This window comes from Verrucosispora sp. ts21 (assembly GCF_002879555.1).
In the GTDB taxonomy this organism is placed as follows: domain Bacteria; phylum Actinomycetota; class Actinomycetes; order Mycobacteriales; family Micromonosporaceae; genus Micromonospora; species Micromonospora gifhornensis.
Genome location: NZ_PNOZ01000060.1, coordinates 21,817 through 38,249 on the forward strand (window position 1 = coordinate 21,817; position 16,433 = coordinate 38,249).

General features: G+C 66.0%; 6 protein-coding genes, 2 pseudogenes and 1 CRISPR repeat array (1 of these 9 running past the window's edge). Of the genes and pseudogenes, 2 read left to right on the top strand and 6 right to left on the bottom strand.

The window, feature by feature from the left end:
* Window positions 1-1,006: a CRISPR direct-repeat array (repeat unit 37 nt; unit sequence CCTTCACCGGCCCACGGTGGCCGGTCTCCGTTGCGGC); it begins 233 nt to the left of the window's first position.
* A gap of 224 nt (window positions 1,007-1,230) precedes the next feature.
* From C1A38_RS22810 to C1A38_RS22835, 6 genes and pseudogenes are all read right to left on the bottom strand, one after another.
* Window positions 1,231-1,827 (bottom strand): annotated as a pseudogene (locus C1A38_RS22810) (transposase); the annotation flags it as partial.
* 65 nt (window positions 1,828-1,892) lie between these two features.
* Window positions 1,893-2,228 (bottom strand): hypothetical protein, encoded by a 336-nt coding sequence (locus tag C1A38_RS30940; protein ID WP_146017606.1) that lies wholly within the window; start codon window positions 2,226-2,228, stop codon window positions 1,893-1,895.
* Between the two features lie 792 nt (window positions 2,229-3,020).
* The gene (locus tag C1A38_RS30945) at window positions 3,021-3,365 is read right to left on the bottom strand and encodes a hypothetical protein (protein ID WP_146017607.1); all 345 of its coding nucleotides are present in this window, start codon (window positions 3,363-3,365) and stop codon (window positions 3,021-3,023) included.
* Window positions 3,366-3,371: 6 nt separating this feature from the next.
* Window positions 3,372-10,190, bottom strand: coding sequence for an RHS repeat-associated core domain-containing protein (locus C1A38_RS31460; RefSeq protein ID WP_233196973.1), 6,819 nt, complete (start codon window positions 10,188-10,190; stop codon window positions 3,372-3,374).
* A gap of 705 nt (window positions 10,191-10,895) precedes the next feature.
* The gene (locus tag C1A38_RS22825) at window positions 10,896-12,470 is read right to left on the bottom strand and encodes an IS1182 family transposase (protein WP_199180291.1); all 1,575 of its coding nucleotides are present in this window, start codon (window positions 12,468-12,470) and stop codon (window positions 10,896-10,898) included.
* 147 nt (window positions 12,471-12,617) lie between these two features.
* Window positions 12,618-12,872, bottom strand: a pseudogene (locus C1A38_RS22835) (transposase); the annotation flags it as partial.
* A gap of 310 nt (window positions 12,873-13,182) precedes the next feature.
* On the opposite strand from C1A38_RS22835, the gene C1A38_RS30955 reads away from it, so the two are divergent.
* On the top strand, window positions 13,183-13,842 hold the full coding sequence (locus C1A38_RS30955) for a helix-turn-helix domain-containing protein (protein ID WP_146017608.1): 660 nt from the start codon (window positions 13,183-13,185) through the stop codon (window positions 13,840-13,842).
* 250 nt (window positions 13,843-14,092) lie between these two features.
* Entirely contained in the window at window positions 14,093-15,007 is a 915-nt protein-coding gene (locus C1A38_RS22840; protein ID WP_102659790.1) for a DUF2637 domain-containing protein, read from the top strand.
* The last annotated feature ends 1,426 nt before the right edge of the window (window positions 15,008-16,433 follow it).

The following is a 16,433-nucleotide window of genomic DNA, read 5'->3' on the forward strand; positions in this document are numbered from 1 at the left end:
ACCGGCCCACGGTGGCCGGTCTCCGTTGCGGCTGGAGATCCGGAATGGCACCTGGAACACCCGCAAGGATCCTTCACCGGCCCACGGTGGCCGGTCTCCGTTGCGGCACTTCCGCCACCCACCCAGGAACACGCTTACCCGCCCCGCCCTTCACCGGCCCACGGTGGCCGGTCTCCGTTGCGGCGTCTGCTGGCCCGAGTCCAACCAGAAGGTCCTCCGCCCTTCACCGGCCCACGGTGGCCGGTCTCCGTTGCGGCCGGAAGCGACGAGGTGTCTCTGACCCTCGACGCCAACCCTTCACCGGCCCACGGTGGCCGGTCTCCGTTGCGGCAACAGGCACCCCCGAGGTGCTGATGCGGGAACTGGTCCCTTCACCGGCCCACGGTGGCCGGTCTCCGTTGCGGCTCGACGCGGCGAGCGACGAACAGGCCAGTGAGAATGGAGCCTTCACCGGCCCACGGTGGCCGGTCTCCGTTGCGGCGCCGCCAGGTCGACCAGGGCGTCACGCTGCCCGCGGCTCCCTTCACCGGCCCACGGTGGCCGGTCTCCGTTGCGGCACAAGGTTGACGCTCACGCCGGCACCCCCGCCCCAACACCTTCACCGGCCCACGGTGGCCGGTCTCCGTTGCGGCCCCGCCCTGGTGCGCGCGTCGGTGATCGAACCGACGACCTTCACCGGCCCACGGTGGCCGGTCTCCGTTGCGGCGGCGACAACCTGGACGGCCTGGGTAAGGCTGCGCAGGGTCCTTCACCGGCCCACGGTGGCCGGTCTCCGTTGCGGCACCGCCGTGCACCGGGAGCGGAACCCGGACGCACCCCCCTTCACCGGCCCACGGTGGCCGGTCTCCGTTGCGGCCGCAGACCCGTGCCGAGCTACTCGCCCGCCTCCGCGCCCCTTCACCGGCCCACGGTGGCCGGTCTCCGTTGCGGCTGCCAGCGGGCGTAGATGCCGCGCTGACCTGTCGGCGTCCTTCACCGGCCTGCGGTGGCCGGTCTCCGTTGCGGCTGCCAGGCCAGGCATGCGCACACCGTGTTGGGTGCACTTCCACCGGCCCATGACGGCCGGTCTCCGTTTGCTGCGCCCCGGCGTGGAGATCCCCGCCGAGATCATCGTCGACCTTCACGGCCATGGCTGTCGGTGACCAATCGTGCTTTCATCACAGCGTCAACGCCGCTGGTCAACTACTAGTAGGAAGTTGGCTTCAGCCTTAGAGCGACCGGCAGTAGGTGTTACTTGAGGCGGCGTGTGGTGGGTCGGGTGTCCCATCGGTAGTGGGTGCGGGCGCGTTGGATGAGTTGACGGATCGTGACTATCGCGGCGGCGAGGTAGAGGTAGAAGTCGATGGTTTGGGCGTTGCGGTCGGTGCAGCGGCGGATCTTGCCGAAGCCGTTCATCCACGAGTTCGTCCGCTCGACCACCCAGCGTCTGCCGATCTGGACCGGGGCGGGTATGCCTTTGCGGGCGATGTCGGGGTGGAAGCCGATCTCTTCGAGTAGGTCGCGGGTGCGGTTGCTGTCGTAGCCGCGGTCCAGGTGTGCGGTGACATGGTCGGGCCAGTAGTGGCGTAGTTGGCTGCTGCATGCGGCGAAGGTGTCGCGTAGCAGTGGGGAGTCGTGCCGGTTGGCGGGGGCGCCGGTGATGCCGAGGGGGATGCCGTGGCCGTCGACGCCGGTGGAGCGTTTCATGCCGCCTTTGCCGCGGTCGACCGGTGACCGGCCGGCTCGCTGGCCGCCGCAGGGTGCTTTGGTGATCGCGCCGTCGGCGCTGACGTCGGCCAGGTCCAGACCGATCATGCGGTCGTAGGCGTCCAGGGCCAGTTCGTGGACCATAGGCTGAGCCGAAACTCCGATTTCCTTTGACGGTGTTCTTGCCCGCCCGCCCAGCGGCACCATCATCGGTCATCTTTCTTACCTACTCCAAGACGGTTTCGGTTGCCGTACACGACCTGGCTGTTGGTCGCGGACCCGAACGACCTGTCGCCCTTGACTCGATTGACGCCCGGGCGACTGCTGACCGTTGAACGACTCGATGAAGCTGGGCTCATCGGACGGATCCAGGTAAGCCAAGTCACCACCAAGGCAATCGCCGCGACCACAAGGCCAGCGACGGCGACCCAGTAGGCACCTGCTGTGCGGTCCTGTTTCCACAGGACAGCTCCGAAGATCACGGCGGCCGCGAGGACCGTCAGCGGCCCACCCACGACGGCCACCTTACGTGCATTGGACATCTGCCCATAGTCACCTACCCCCGCAATGAGTGGTAGCACCCCAGGGCCCACTGCCGGCGTCAGCGGCCGAGGATGGAGTCGTAGTCGCCCAGGTAAAGACCGTCCTCACACTACGCTGCGGGCGATGCGCAACTTACACCGCTGGCCGATGTGCCGGATCGGTCAGCGGCGGCAGCCGTGTGAAACCACGCCAAGACGGAGGTGCCAGGAACCCGTGGGGGTTGAGGCGAGATCCACGACGGCCACAACCGAAAGCGGGTATGTCATCGGCCCAGCGCCGTCCTCGGTGGCGGGCGAGGTGAAGCCGGGGTCGGTCCGGGCTACGAAGCAGAAGATCAACATCTACGTGGACTTCACGTCGGAGGGCACTGCACGTCCACGGGGGGCGGTCGAGGTGTTCGTCGACGGCATGTCGGTCGGCACGACGACTATCAACCCAGCCGGCAAGAGCAAGGTGCAAGCCGGGCCGTTCCCAACTGCCGGCGGACGGACCGTCACCGCAAGCTACAGCGGCGACGACCACTCCGCCCAGCACCTCCGATCCGGCGCTCCGCCAACGTCCCGCAAGGACATGGGCGTCGAGTCGGCAGGCCCACTCCGCCGGCTCCATCGAAGTCAGGCATCGCGATTCGCGGACCAACGCCAGCCGATGTAGAGCAACAATGGCCACGGTCCCGGAGGAACAATCTCATCGTCACCATGACCAGCAGCAACCCGACAACGCAATAGCTCCGACTGAGTTATGCCGCCAGCAATTCGGAGACCTACCGAATCCGTTAGCCTGCCGCACGGTCATGCCGAGATTCCAGATGGCCCCCCCACCCCTTGATAGTCCTCCAACAGACCGACCAGAATCTCCGTTAGTTCTGCGTCGACCCCATCAGGAATCTGGTTAATTCCGATATCACCCCCGAGAATCGCAGGCACTTTTGTTGACGCAATGACATAAGCCCAATGAAGGCTTGACTCGCGATTGAGGAGCCGAGCGGCAACGAAATCCCCAAAATCAGACAAGGGAGCTCCATCAAATGCAGCGTTGTAGCCTTCCACGAACGCAACCGCCGTGGAGAAACGATCGTCGATCAAATACATCCTGCGTCGACGACGGAGGTGGAAGCATAAGTCAGGCAGGTTCACGATCGGTCACCCCACCGGCGTAAATGAAAGATACTCGCCATACTGCCACTGGGCACGATAGGCATCTAGTGGCATGCCCGCTCGCCCGGTAAACCCGTCGTAAACGGTACCCTCCTTGATTACGGCGTAGTGCTCATACCACTTGCCTGCAGGATCACGCACCGACGGCCCTAGCTTCGGGGCACCGTATGCGTCCTTGATATGGACGATATCGCCTCCGATCATCTTCTGAATTTCCGTCGCGCAGGCTTTGCAATTGTCCATGGTTGGCACAGGCCAACCGTTAGAGCCGATTTTGCAAGCCGGCCCGGTGTTATGGACCAGCACCGGTGTGGCGCCCGCGAGAACATGGTACGTGTGGATGCCGGTGACCGTGAGGTTGTAGGCGAGGGCGCGCCGCGACGACTGCGATATCTCTGCGGTGACCCGCGGGCTGCTGCCGTCGCGGGCAACTAGCTGGTCTCCTCGCCGAAGGGAGCCGGCGTTCCGCCACTCGCGGTGTGTTTCGTTCCAGAATGGGTGGTCTTCGGTGGTTGCGATGCTGGCACCTTCAACCAGAAGGGTACGAAGGTCGTCTTCGTGGACCCAGACATGGGTGACCTTGCGCTTGCCGCTCTGGCCGGTCTCTGGATCGCTTGCTTGGACCTCGTCGCCAACCTTGAGTTCGCTGATTGGTTTGGTTGTTCCGTCTGCCAGCAGGACTTTGGTTTCGCTGCTAAAGCTGCATAGGGCTCTCGCTCCGTCAACGGCGTTGTCGGCGCCACGGATTGCCTTGTAAGCGATCTTTAACATAACGAAGGGGAGGAAGTTTGCCGCCGTCCAGGCGCAGCCCGAGATGCTGCCTTGGGTGCAGTCTCTTGCGTCGGCGTAGCCGCTGGCCTGCGCGATGAATTCAGCTCCCGCTTCAATTCCGCCAGGGTCGGACTCTTTGCAGGCCCTTGGGTTGTTGTTGCACCAGACCCGCTGGAGCATTTCGTCCTTGCGGAACGACGGAAGATCGTCGTAGTAGACGCCGAACATGAAGAATGAAAGGAAGTTGGGCGTCCATATCTCGGCAACGCCATCTTCTCCACCGAGAGGTGAATTGCCAATGTCAGGCTTCTTCCCTCCACCGCCTCCGCCACCACCACTACCGCCGCCACCACCACCGCCACCGTTACCGCCACCGTTACCGCCGCCGTTGCCGCCGCCGTTGCCGGGAGAGGTTTTGGGTGCGGTCCGTTTGCAGTCGCTGTCTTCGCATGGGATGAAGCCGGTGGGGTCGGCGAAGGTGGTGGGGTTGTTCTTGGCGTAGCTGTAGGCGTTCCATTGTTGGGGGTCGGTGAGGTCCTGGATCGGGTCGACGCTGATGAAGCGGCCGAGGGTGGGGTCGTATTCGCGGGCGCCGAGGTGGGTGAGGCCGGTGTCGTCGCGGGTGCCGCCGACGAAGCCGCGGGTGCCGAGGAAGATGGATGGTGGGGTGGTGCGGTCTTCGCCGTATGGCAGTATCCGCTTGCGGCTCGTGGTCAGGTCATCGGCGTTGATCTGGACTTGCTCGGTGCCGTGGAGGTCTCCGCCGCTCCAGACGAGGCCGGTGTGGGTACGGACGGCAATGGTGCGGCCCGCGGCGGTGTAGTAGCGGGTGCCGTCGGTTTGGGTGGCGCCGGCGGCAAGGGTGAGTTCGGTGGCGCCCAGGTAGAGGGTGGTCTTGTCTGGCGCACGGCTGATCAGCCGGTTGCCCTCGCTGTCGTAGATGTACGTGGTTTCGTCGGTGCCTTCGGTGACGGTGTCGAGTCGCCCTTCGGCGTCCCACGCCAACTGCTGCGCCACGCCGGTTTCCGTGTGGCGGGTCAGCGTGAACCCGCCTGAGTCGTAGGTGAAGGAGCGGGTGGCCGTCGCGGCGAGGGGGCCGGTGGCGGTAGCGCTGGTGAGGGCGTGGGGCCGGCTGGAACCGGGGGTGGGGTGGGTGTAGGTCCAGACGGTGTCGCCGGCGGGATTGTGGTCGGTCTGCTTGGTGCGGTTGCCGACGGTGTCAAACTCCCAGGATCGCCAGTACGGGTCGATACTGCCGCCCCGGTGGGGTGACTGGTCGCAGGCAGTGGCGGATGGGGTGCTGCCGGTCCAGGCGTTGGTGAGCTGGCGTAGCGGGTCGTAGCGGAAGCACTCGACCTGGTCGGCGGTGCCGTCGGTGCTGCCAAGAGTGGAGCTGATGTTGCCAATGGCGTCGTAGCGGTATGCGGTGGCGTATTTGGCGGTGAAGGTGCCGGGGCTATTTTCGAGGTCGATGCTTGTGGCGTCGAGCCGGCCGGTCTGCTGGTCGATGGTGTTCGTCAGTCGTACCCGCTTGCCGGTCGCGCCGAGAAGGAGTTGGTGGGTGGGGCCGTAGGCGTAGTAGCTGGTGGCTGCGACGTAGGGGTCGACGCCGGCCATGGTGGTGGGGTAGCCGTTGTTGTCGTACCCGTAGGTGATGGTTTCGGCGGGTAGGCCCCCTGCAGCTGCTTGGCTGCTGCTGGTGAGGTGTCCGGCCTTGTCGTAGGTGAGGGTGCTGGTGTAGGTGCCGGCGAGCGCACCTTCGGCGGCCGGAATGGTGACAGCGGTGCCGCTGGGCTGGTAGCGGTCGGTATAGCCGGTCACGGCGATGGTGTAGTTGCCACCGACATCATGACGGGTGGAGGAGGTCAGCTGTCCCTTGGCGACGCTGTCGTAGATGTAGCTGGCGAGTTGGGTGCCGGTGCCGACATCGCCAGCCCATCGGGCGGTCACGCGTGACTTGCCGTCGTATTGGACCGAGATCTTCTGTCCGCGTCCGTCGAGGGTGTAGGCAAGTCTGCCGGCGGTGTCGTAGTGGGTGGTGCTGGTGCCGGAGTCTGGGTCAATCTTTTGGGTGATGCGGCCGGCGAGGTCGTAGGTGTTGGTCCAGATGTTGCCGGCAGGGTCGACGGCCTTGGTGAGCTGGTTGAGGAGGCTATAGGTGTAGGTGGTGCTCTGGTAGGCGTTCGGGTCTGTGGCCGAGGTGTACTGGTCCAGGCGGGTGACGTTGCCTCGGACGTCGGTGTGGCTGACCGTCTTGGTGCCACCGGCTGGCGGCACGGTCATGATGCGGTCGCCGTAATACGTGGTGGCCGTCTGGCGCCACGCCGTACCGAGTTTCTTGTCCACCTGGAGAATGGGCCGGTTCAGGTGGTCGTAGCTGGTCTCGCGGGTAGCCGGAACGGTGGCCAGGCTCGGGTTGACCAACCCGGACCCTGCCGCTGAACTGTTGTGGAAAGGGCTGGTGGAAACGGCGGCGTTGCCGCGGGCGTCGTAGGTGGTGGCGGTGACGATCCGCCCACCATTCGGGCCTGGCTCTTGGGTTTCCCTGCTTTGTCCAAGACCGTTCACGTACTGGAACGAGGTCAGGTAGACAGGGCTGCCATCGTTTGACTGCAGCGTCTCGCTCTTGGTCCGCGCCGGGGTCGTCGGCTGTCCGATGCCGCTGGAGGTGATCTGGTAGCTGAACCGCAGCGACGGCACCCCGGAGGACTTCGCCTGCCCCGGCAGATACACCTCCGCCAGGCGGCCGAGCGGGTCGTAGACCAGGTCGGTGACCTTGCCGTTCAGGTCAGTGATCTTCGACGGTTGACCGGTGTGCCGGTCGATCACAGTGGTTGCGGTGTGGTTGAAGCCGCTACCGGCAGTACTGGTGACCCCGTTGTCCGGCCAGTTGACAACGGGGCTGTAGCTGGTCGTGGTAGTCAGTCCGGCGGAGTCCGTCGAGGTACGGATCCGACCCATGTTGTCGTAGATGCTACGGCCGCTGGAGACATAGGTGGTCGGGTTGGTGTAGGTGCGAATCTCCGCGACGTTCCCATCGAACGGGGCCTGGGAGCCTTCGACGGTGTAGGTGTCGTAGAAGGTCACCGTGCGGGACAGCAGTGTTCCCGAGCCACAGGTGTCACCAGACCAGGTTTCCACCCGCTCCGGGAAGTCGATCATGTAGTAGGAGTTCGGTGCGTTCTGCTGGGCGTACGTGTAGGAGGTGCAGGTGTTGTCCGCGACCCCTACCTGGTTGTACTGGTGGAACCGGATCGGCAGCCCGTACGTGCTCTCGTAGATGGTCTTCTCTTCGCTGTGCCGCCAGCTACCGTCATCCAGCTTGACCCGGGTGTTCTCCAAGCCGAGTCGGACTTGGCGGGGGTTGGCGTAGCCGGGGCCGTTGAAGCTGCCTTGGATGATGTGGTCGTAGCGGGTGCTTTCGACCTCGGTGTAGGACGCGTTGGCCGGGTTGGCGTTGTAGGTGGTCATCCGGTAGTGCCGGGTCTGCAGCGTCCGGCCGGCGCGGGCGTAGTGGTCGTCGTAGGTGTTACCGGCGTAGTCGGTGACGGTGGTTTGTTTGATGCCGCCGCCGCTGCCGGGGTCATAGATGTCGTGGTACATACCGCGGAAAAAGTTCGACATCCACACGGTGTACTTCGACGGATCGGTGCCGGAGCCCTGCAGCACCCGGACACGGTTGTAGCCGGCAAAGATGCTCCACGACTCGTACTCGTCAGGGACGAGCGGGTTGTTGGGGTTCTTCCACGCCGGTTTCCCGACGGTGTAGTCGTACTGGGTGACCTGGTCCGGCGATCCACCCACCTGGTCTTTCACCACGATCTTCTTGACAAGGTACTTGTGGAAGATGCCGAACCCTGGGTCCGCGCCCGGTGGTGAGTGGAAGATCGGGTAGCAGTCCTCGGTGTTGACGTCCCAGTTACCCACCTTGCCGTTGTGCCAACTGTTGTAGCCCGCCTTGTCGGAGCCGCCCTGCGGACACGGCTCCTGCGTGCCGTACGTGATCTCCGTCCGACCACCGAAGCCGTTACGGACCACCAGCAAACGCGGCATCCGCATCGCCGACACACCCAGACCGTCCTCGTCGAAGTCGACCCGGCCGTCACGGAAGCTCGGCTGCACGCCGTCGACGTAGTCGAAGTCCACCGGCGGCAAGTCGATCTTGTTCGCGTCCGCACCGATCAACCCGATCGGCCGCACGTAGTCCAAGACGAACGTCCGCTCGGTCAGACCGGTCGGGTTCGACACCTTGTACCGCAACTGCACCCGGCTGATGTTGTTCCACGCCGCAGTACCCGCGTTCCACTGGTACGACGTCACCCGGTCCAGGATCCTGCTGGTGAAAAACGACTGGGTGTAATTCCCACACGACGACGACCCACAGACCAAGTCACCCGGCACGTCGGGGTAGGAGTTCGGGTTCGACGACAACGACGGACACGCCGCCGGCTCGTTGTTGAACGGATCATCCTCGGCCGTGCGCTCCACACACCGGTGCGCCCACCCGAGAACCACCTTCCCGACCGGCACCGCACCCGCCTCGGTGACGTTCTTCGCGTACTCGATCTCCGACAGGTACCCGCCCCGGTCGTACTCGAGGATCGAGCCGCTCAACGCCCGCTTGTAGTAGTTCGTCTCCCGCGTCCAGTGCAGATACGTCTCGTTCTCGTTCGCGTCACGAACCCGATCCAGGTTCCACCGCCACGGATCCCGACACGACGCCGGATACACATCGTGGCAAGGCTCCCCGGCCTCGTCGCCGAGGAACGACATCTTCCACACCGAGTCCCGCACGAACCCGAACCGGTACTCCGTACCGTCCTGCGTCCACACCTTCCAATAGCCGTCGTCCTCAGCCCCACCCGCAAGGAACTCCACCCGCCACCCGAAGTCGTCGACCGGCTTCCACACCCCGGCGGTGGTCTTCACGATCTGCGTCGACTGGCCCTGCAGCGAGATCGTGATGTGTGAGGCGGTCACGTCGTTGGTGGCCGCCTCACCGTCCTCACCGTCCGGGGACTCCCAGCACATCTCCGTCTTGTGCGTCCGGCACGGCTTGTACGTCCGCTCGACATATCCCGGCGAGTACGACCAACCCAACCCCACCGGACCCGACTGGTTGTTCGTACCGTGCGTCATCCCATCCACGGCAGAGGAGCTGTACGACAACTGCAGGCCCAGCGTCTGCCCGTACGGCAGCGGCGGCTCCGGCAACGGATACGAGTAGGTGAACGACCCCGAGCTCTCCCCCACCTGCCACGACCCCGACGGCTTCAAGTCCGTCGCCGTGTACGAACCCGTCGACCCGCCGGACGCCGACGACGCCAGTGCATACACGCCGGTCGACTCGACCGTCGACTCCGCCGCGAAGCCCTCGAACACACCGGTCCGGCTACCGGCCGATGTCGCGTCGCCGCCGACCTCCACCACCGCCGTCAACGTCTTCGCATGCGGATCGTTCTTAGCCGACACCCACACCGGATCCGCCGAACACTCCGGCACCTCCGGCGTAGTCGCCGCACACCCCGGCAACCGCACCAACGTCAACCGGTCAGCAAACGAACCCCCATACGCCTGCGCGAAATCCGAGTAGTCAACAACGACCTGCACCACACCCGCCGCCGCCGACCCGTCCGCCCGGGCAAGCGAGTACAACGGGCCCGCGTTACCCAACGCCACCGACGCCGCCCGGTCAAACGACCGCACCCGCACCGACCCCACCTCAACAATCGCCAGGCCTCGCCCCGACACACCCTCACCCGTAGGCGCCTCGCTGGCAGGCTCGACCGTCAGCCCAAACGCTTCCCGGTCCCCGGCGTCACCCTGAAGGTCGAGGACCGCCTCACCGCCCTCGGGAAACTTCCCCGCGGGAAGGGGATCCGTCACCGTGACCTCGTCATCCGGATCCGGATCCTGCGCCGCCTGCCGCAACGCCACGCTCGCCACCGACGTGGATTCACCCGGCTCCACCGCTGGCGCCGCCGCAACCGCCGGCCCACGCAGCTGCACCACCGGCAACAACCCCAGCAGCACCGCCACGGCCAAGGCTGCGGCCCTGACCCTCCCCCGCGCACCAAATCGGTCGAACGCAGTGCCACCACGGCGGTCAGCAAGCATCACGGCACTCCCCGTCAATAGAGAAAGTGATCGACACGCTAGACACCCCCGACCCCGGGCACAAGAGCGTGATCGACACCGATAGGAGCAACGTCCACCAGGGACAATTACTCTCCGCACGCGACCGCGTGCTCAGGCCCGGTGCAGCGGCCGCCCACTAGCGCCACAAAACTCGCACCAAGCCCATCTCGCCGCAGCAATCCCGCCTACACGCTCACGCAAAGCGATCTTCAGCGAATCTTCAGTTGGCGGAAAGATCACGGCAGCAGATGACGAGCCTGGTGACCGGCGGGACCGGCATCGAGTCGAAGTGGTTTAGCTACGGGCAGGGTCGCCAGGTCCAGTGTTCCCTTCCACTCGATTCCACCTGGCCTCGTCCGCTCCGCCCGCTTGCAGCACAGTCTTAACGAGCCGCTTGGGCTGGTGCACCGACGGTGCTGCGGCTATGTGACTGGTGTTAAACGGCGGTTGACCAGGTTCTTGGTCGACCGCCGTTGTCGCGTGGGTGGTGTCGGTTTGGTGCGCTGGTTTGAGGGTTGCGGGTGCTGAAGCCGTTGCTGGGGCGGCGATGCAGGCTTTTCATGGCGTTTGTCGGGTGGGGTCAGTGGGGGTGTGTGGTCCTCAGGCGGGGTTGAGGGCCCAGCCGTGGTGGGTGTGGGTGAGGCCGAGGGTGGCGAGTCGGGTGAGGTTGACGGCGGCGGCGAGGAGGGTGAAGTCGGCGGCGACGCGGTGCCGGCCGCGTACGCGGGCGCGTCGGCCGCCGTGGCGGCGGCGCATGAGGTGGGCGATTTTGCGTTCGACTTTGGGTCGGGTGGCCCGGTAGTCGGCCTGCCAGGTGGGATCTTGTTGGCGGGTGGCGGTGAGGTGGGCTTCGTGGTGGCCGATGGTGATGCTGCGGCCGGTCTTGGAGTCGGTGCACTGCCCGCGTAGAGGGCAGGTGGCGCAGGCGGCGCCGAAGTCGGCTTTGCCGGCGTGGCGGGCGTGGCTCTTGACCGGCCGGATCGCGATGGTGGTGCCGGCCGGGCAGGTCACCGTGGCGTCGCGGAAGTTGATCTCGAAGCGGTCCTTGGTGAACTTCCCGGTCGGGGCGACCGGTGGTTGGACCTTGGTTTTGATGTCGATCCCCGCTGTGTCGAGCTGGTGCAGGACCTCGCCGGCGCCGTAGGCCGCGTCGCCATAGACGGCGGTGTCGTCGGTGGTGGCGGTGGCCGGGTCGGTGAGGTCGGCGATGAGCCCGGCGACCGGTTCGACGTCGCCTGCGTTGCCGGCGGTGACCGCGGTCGCGGTGATGACCTCGACGTCCGGGTCGACGGCGATGTGGCCCTTGTAGCCGTCGAAGCCTCGGTGGTTGGTCTTGTGCCCGTGCCGGGCCTCGGGATCGACGGTGGAGATCACCCGATCCGGGGCGACCTTCCGAGCGATCCGCAGCGTCCCGTCGTCGCCGGCCTCCAGGTCCTGACCGAGGACCGTGGCCAGCAGCCGCATCGCCTGACCGGCCGGCTCGGGCACATCGGTGAGCCCGTCGAGGACGGCGAGCAGGGCGTAACCGTCGCGTGCGCGGGAGTCCACCAGGGCGTCGCGGGCGGTCTTGTCGTCCCAGTCGATGACCGGCTTGCCGGTGCTGCGGTAGTCGTCACCACTGGACAGCACGGCCCGTAGCCGCCCGGCCAGGTCACCGTCGGTGGCGGCGAGCAGACCCCGGATCGCTGAGCGGATCAGGGTGATCGTGTCCATCGTCGCGACCGCGTCATACAGAGGCGTGGAGTCCAGGACCCGCCGCCGGCCCAGCAGCCCGGCGGCCCGGGCGGCGTCCAACGCCACCTGGAAGATCCGGTCCGGGCGCTCCGATCGACGCAGCCGTTCCCGCATGTCGACCAGCACCGTGTGAGCGAACCCCACTCGACCCGCACCATCCCAGCCGCCCACTCCGGCGGCGTAACGCCAGCGGGCGTCGAACGTGAACCGGTCCACCGCCTCCCGGTCCGACAGCCCTTCGAGGCGTTGCAGCACCATCACCGCCACCACCGACGGCGGCACCGACCGGCGACCCACCGCCGCGAACAGGTCGGTGAACAACCCGTCCGGGAACAGCGTCTCCGGATGCTCATGCAGAAACGCGAAGATCGAGTTCGCTGGTAACGCCTCGTCGCAGAACCGGCTCACCGGATCCAGCAGGTCCAGCTGCTGTGAAGCCACACCCAACGCCACACCAGCAAACTAGCGGAGGATCTCTTGCTTGCTGAGGCCTTCGGTGATGCGTCGTTGCTGGTAGATGCGGGTGCGTTGGTCGTAGCGCAGGCGGCAGGGTGCGATGGTGTGCAGGGCGTGGTTGGCGCCGCGGTGCTCGCCGAGCCCGGCCTTCGCCCACGACCGCAGTCGGCGGCGGATCGTGCGGTCGGAGCAGGCATCGGATGCGACACGCTCGTAGCCGGAGCCGTGGACCAGAGCGGCGATGACGTGCTCGAACACGACTCGGTCAGGGATCCGACGGCGGTGGCAGCCCAGCGGGTGCGTCGGGTCGAACTCGGGTTGCTCAGGCCACAAGGCGGCGAACTGGACCCAGACGGGCTCGAACAACGAAGATGGCAGCGCAGGCACGGGACTCCATCGGTCACGAAGCGTAGAGAACTCCGATGATCAATGGACCCGTGCCTGCTTGCTACCCCGGGGTCCCCATCGCCCACACCCCCGACCTACTGCCGGTCGCTCTTATTCGCCGTCGTCTTGGCGTTGCCACGCTGCGCTATCCAGCCAGGGACGAAAGCACGGCGACTCCGGGGTTGTGGTGGATCGGCGTCAGCAGCATCTGACTCAGGCAGCCCCGCTCAGGGGACCGATCGGAGTCGGCCGCTTCAACGTCACATCCGCCCTTCAAGTTGAATATGGTACCGGTGGGAGGAGGCAGTGAGTGGAGATCAGGACCATCGGTGGGCGCCGGGCAACCAACCGCCGTGGCGCGGCCGAGTACCTAGGCATCCCGCTGAACACGGTCCGGATCAAGTCCAGTCCTGCGCAGCGTGGCCAGACGGGCTGGCCTGAGCCCCTTGGCGAGCGATTGGACGATCAGGACTGGTTCGCCCTTGACGACCTAGACGCATACCGCAAGAGGTCCAGGCCGGTCCTTCCCCCACCACCGCAGCTGGAGGATCCGGAGCGCGTGATCGGCGTGTCCGACTTCGCTCGCCTGAGAGACATAGCGTTGGAGACCATCAAGACATACGTCAAGCTCAGCCTTGACGACTGGCTGGCCGGGCGCCCCGGCTATCTGCCTCGTCCACTCTCCCTACAGGCACCCTATCAATGGCGGCTGGGTGACGCCGTCGCCTGGAGCTTCCCGACCGAACGTCGCACGAGCAGCGGCCGGCCTCCCGGCAGGCGTCCGACGACCGCAGATCTTCGACGTGTCCTAGCAGCGACAGCCGCGGGAGAGCCGAAACCTACCGCCCGACAGCTCGCCGCCCTGCTGTCCGCGGAATTCGACCCTCCGGTCAGCCTCCAAACGGTGTATCGCCTCATAAGACGGCTACGCCAGGAGAACGACGCCGCAGCCCGCCAGTCGGGCGACTAACCAACCCCTCCCCCGCCCTTCCTGCGCCAACGCCGAACCTCGGGCAAGCTGTGGAGACAGGGGTGGTAACGCCTGCTCGGCACAATCATGAGTAGGCGCGCGACGGTGCGCCTGATGATGCTCCTGAGCGAGCGACGCGGGGGCGAGCCTTCGTTGCGGGGACCTGTCCGCGCGACGTCGGGGCTTGCAGCCACGCTCCGGGGGCATCATTATATAGTCAGGTGCGGCTCGACAGCGGAAGGACGAAGGCGTGCCCCTCAAGCAACTCAAGGCCATTCGCTGGGCCGTGCGCGCCACGCTCGCCCTCGGCGTGATCGCCTCCACCATCGCCAACATCCTGCATGCCGACCCGCACCCGATCAGCCAAGCCATCGCGGCCTGGCCGCCCCTGGCACTCCTACTCACGATCGAGCTGATCTCCCGCGTCCCGGTACATCGTCGTGCACTGGCCGCCATCAGGCTCATCACGACGGCGATCATCGCGGGAATCGCAGCCTGGGTGTCGTACTGGCACATGGTCGCCGTCATCGGACGGTACGGCGAGACAGGAGCTGGCCCCTACCTCATACCTCTCACCGTCGACGGCCTCGTGATCGTCGCCTCCGTGTGCCTGGTCGAACTGGGTGGCCGAATCCAGGCAGCATCAGCAACGTCACCGCCAGTCACAGACGCGTCCGGTCGGCCCGATGCCGCCGGCAGCGACGGATCACCTGCAGTGACCGGCCCCGGCACTGCACGTAGCGACCACTCGACGGGTCAGCCCCAGGACAGGCGCGAGACGGCCACCTCGAAGCAGGAGTCCAAGTCCAGCCTGCCCCCAAGGCATCTCAAACCGCGACGCCCCGCAGCTTCGAAAACGCCTGACGATTCCAGTCCTGAGCCTGCCGGCGGCAACCGCGAGGTCAAGGTGCCGCAGACCGCAGACGCCTGCGCCCGCTGGGTGGCCTGCTGGATCAGCATGCGAAAGGACGGTTTGGAAAGCGGGCCTATCAGCCTCGGCTTCGAGGAAGAGGCCAGGAGTCGATACGGCTGGGGCGTCAAACAGATTCGCGACGTGCGCCACGCCGCTACCAGCGGCCGTCTTCGTGAACAGGCAAACCTCCTCGGTGTCGCCCTTCCGCCCGAGTATGTCGATGATAGTGGGGAACTGGCGATGTCCCAGTGAACGCCGGCCAAGGGGCCGGCCAGCACCGGGCATGTTGGCACCCAGCACATCGGGCACGGGCATTGGGCGAGGTAGCCTTGGGTGACTCGTCACCTCGTATCGTCAACTGCGAGTGATGGGGGGTGGGTGGAGTCACCCCTGTTGGCACCGAGAACTCGTCCGGTCGACTGACTCGGGGTCTCGATAGCGTCGAAGATGGCTGGGTCGACTTCGCGCTGCCCCGTTCATCCGTAACTACCTGGGCACGTTCACCCGTACGCCGACACCAGCCGCCGTCGACCCGTCGGCCGTCGCTGTTGTCCTGTCCCAGTGCAGCTGACAACGTTGGCGCGGTTGCAGCCCCGGCTTTCGCCGGAACTCGGGCATCGCAAGCAGGGCCTGCACGGCGGTTCGGCTAGTTCCTTGCTCTCGCTCACCCAGCGCGCTGCCGGTGGTCGTCGTGCGAGTCTGGAGGAGCGCCCGTGTCAGTGGCCAGTTGGGATTCCCCGGTGGCGGCCAGTGCGCGGGAGCCCATCTGGCCGCGCATGTTCACCGAGCGTCAGCAGTGCTTCCTCCGCCGCTGACATCGACGACCGGCGCTCTGGAAATCGATGGCCGACGGTCCCGGCCCTTGGCAGAATCATGATCTTGTGGACGCCCCGTCATTTCAGCTTCAGAGGTTCTCACTGAACCAGTGCCGGTTCCCGACATCGTCGCGGCGTTGGCCGGTGATGCCGCCATCACCCCGGTGTGGCGCAACAAGCTCGGCGGCCTGACCTTCGGTCTGGACGGGGGCGACGGGGCGCCAGATATGTCAAGTGGGTCGCTGCCGGAACCCCCGAGATCGACCTGCCCGGCGAGGCCGAGCGGCTGGCGTGGACGCAGCGCTGGGCGGCCGTCCCACCGGTCCTTGGCCAGGGCGCCGATGCTGAGGGCGCCTAGCTGGTCACCGCGCGGCCTTGCAAGCGCCGGCCTCGCCGCGCTGCGGGCCGAGCGCCCCGGCTTGTCCTGGCACACCTTCGGGGGTCACTTCCGTAGTTCACAACCATTCTGGGCAGCCGTGAGGGCTGATGTGCCCAGCGGCTACCACCAGCGCCGCACCTGTCCACACCTCGGGGCCTGAACGCTGAACTCACCCTCCGATACCCGGTCCTGTCGGCTGACAGGGGTGCACTGCAGTCCGGCAGCAACCTGCTCAACAACGCAGAGCGCGCCGCCGCCTTGACGGGTGGTGATCCGACGTGCGGGGACGGGAGGGCAACGCAGAGCGATGTGGCTGTGACATTGTGACCACCAGATCTGCGCTGATGGATCTGTCGTTCGAGACAAGCGAAGGTGGGCGCGTGGGCACCACTGAAAAGGATGACCAGGCAGTGGCAGAACGGGACGCAGCGGAACCTGTCAAGTCAAGTGAGACGTTTTCGTGGTTAGGTGTTCTGTAGATTTG

Excerpts from the sequence above, each read along its gene's own strand:
- C1A38_RS30940 (WP_146017606.1), bottom strand. The coding sequence starts at position 2,228 with ATGTCCAATGCACGTAAGGTGGCCGTCGTGGGTGGGCCGCTGACGGTC.